Here is a 1,606-nt window from a genome sequence, read left to right as displayed (position 1 = left end):
GCCAGTGGCTGCGGCGGTGAAAGAGTTCTTCGGTTCCAGCCAGCTCTCTCAGTTCATGGACCAGAACAACCCGCTGTCCGAGATCACCCACAAGCGTCGTGTGTCTGCGCTCGGCCCTGGCGGTCTGACTCGTGAGCGCGCCGGCTTTGAAGTTCGTGACGTACACCCGACTCACTACGGTCGTGTATGCCCGATTGAAACGCCGGAAGGTCCGAACATTGGTCTGATCAACTCCCTGGCTGCTTATGCGCGCACCAACCAGTACGGCTTCCTGGAAAGCCCGTACCGTGTGGTGAAAGACGCATTGGTCACTGACGAGATCGTGTTCCTGTCTGCCATCGAAGAAGCTGATCACGTGATCGCTCAGGCTTCGGCCACGATGAACGACAAGAAAACGCTGATCGATGAGTTGGTAGCTGTTCGTCACTTGAACGAATTCACCGTTAAGGCGCCTGAAGAAGTCACCTTGATGGACGTTTCGCCGAAGCAGGTAGTTTCGGTTGCAGCGTCGTTGATTCCGTTCCTCGAGCACGATGACGCCAACCGTGCGTTGATGGGTTCGAACATGCAACGTCAAGCTGTACCCACCCTGCGCGCTGACAAGCCGCTGGTAGGTACCGGCATGGAGCGTAACGTAGCTCGTGACTCCGGCGTTTGCGTCGTTGCTCGTCGTGGTGGCGTGATCGACTCTGTTGATGCTAGCCGTATCGTGGTTCGTGTTGCTGATGACGAAGTTGAAACCGGCGAAGCTGGTGTCGACATCTACAACCTGACCAAATACACCCGCTCCAACCAGAACACCTGCATCAACCAGCGTCCGCTGGTGCGTAAAGGTGATCGGGTTCAGCGTAGCGACATCATGGCTGACGGTCCGTCCACCGATATGGGTGAGCTGGCACTGGGTCAGAACATGCGCATCGCGTTCATGGCCTGGAATGGTTACAACTTCGAAGACTCCATCTGCCTGTCGGAACGAGTTGTTCAAGAAGATCGATTCACCACGATCCACATTCAGGAACTGACCTGTGTGGCCCGTGACACCAAGCTTGGGCCAGAGGAAATCACTGCGGACATCCCTAACGTGGGTGAAGCTGCACTGAACAAGCTGGACGAAGCCGGTATCGTTTACGTAGGTGCTGAAGTTGGCGCAGGCGACATCCTGGTGGGTAAGGTCACTCCGAAAGGCGAGACCCAGCTGACTCCGGAAGAAAAACTGCTGCGTGCAATCTTCGGTGAAAAAGCCAGCGACGTTAAAGACACCTCCCTGCGTGTACCTACTGGTACCAAAGGTACTGTCATCGACGTACAGGTCTTCACCCGTGACGGCGTTGAGCGTGATGCTCGTGCTCTGTCGATCGAGAAGACCCAGTTGGACGAGATCCGCAAGGATCTGAACGAAGAGTTCCGTATCGTTGAAGGCGCGACGTTCGAACGTCTGCGTTCCGCTCTGGTAGGCCACAAGGCTGAAGGCGGCGCTGGTCTGAAGAAAGGTCAGGACATTACCGACGAAGTGCTCGACGGTCTTGAGCATGGTCTGTGGTTCAAACTGCGCTTGGCTGAAGATGCTCTGAACGAGCAGCTCGAGAAGGCTCAGGCCTACATCGTT

Annotated in this window: 1 protein-coding gene; it reads left to right on the top strand. The window is 56.0% G+C overall.

Annotated elements, in window-relative coordinates:
- The coding region (rpoB, locus tag ACIOU6_RS27970; protein WP_401139983.1) for a DNA-directed RNA polymerase subunit beta at positions 1 to 1,606 on the top strand (1,606 nt) is incomplete at both ends.

The organism is Pseudomonas sp. NPDC087615 (assembly GCF_044743445.1).
Classification (GTDB): domain Bacteria; phylum Pseudomonadota; class Gammaproteobacteria; order Pseudomonadales; family Pseudomonadaceae; genus Aquipseudomonas; species Aquipseudomonas baetica_A.
Note: the sequence above shows the minus strand (reverse complement) of the source record. Positions and strands in the feature narration are given on the sequence as shown.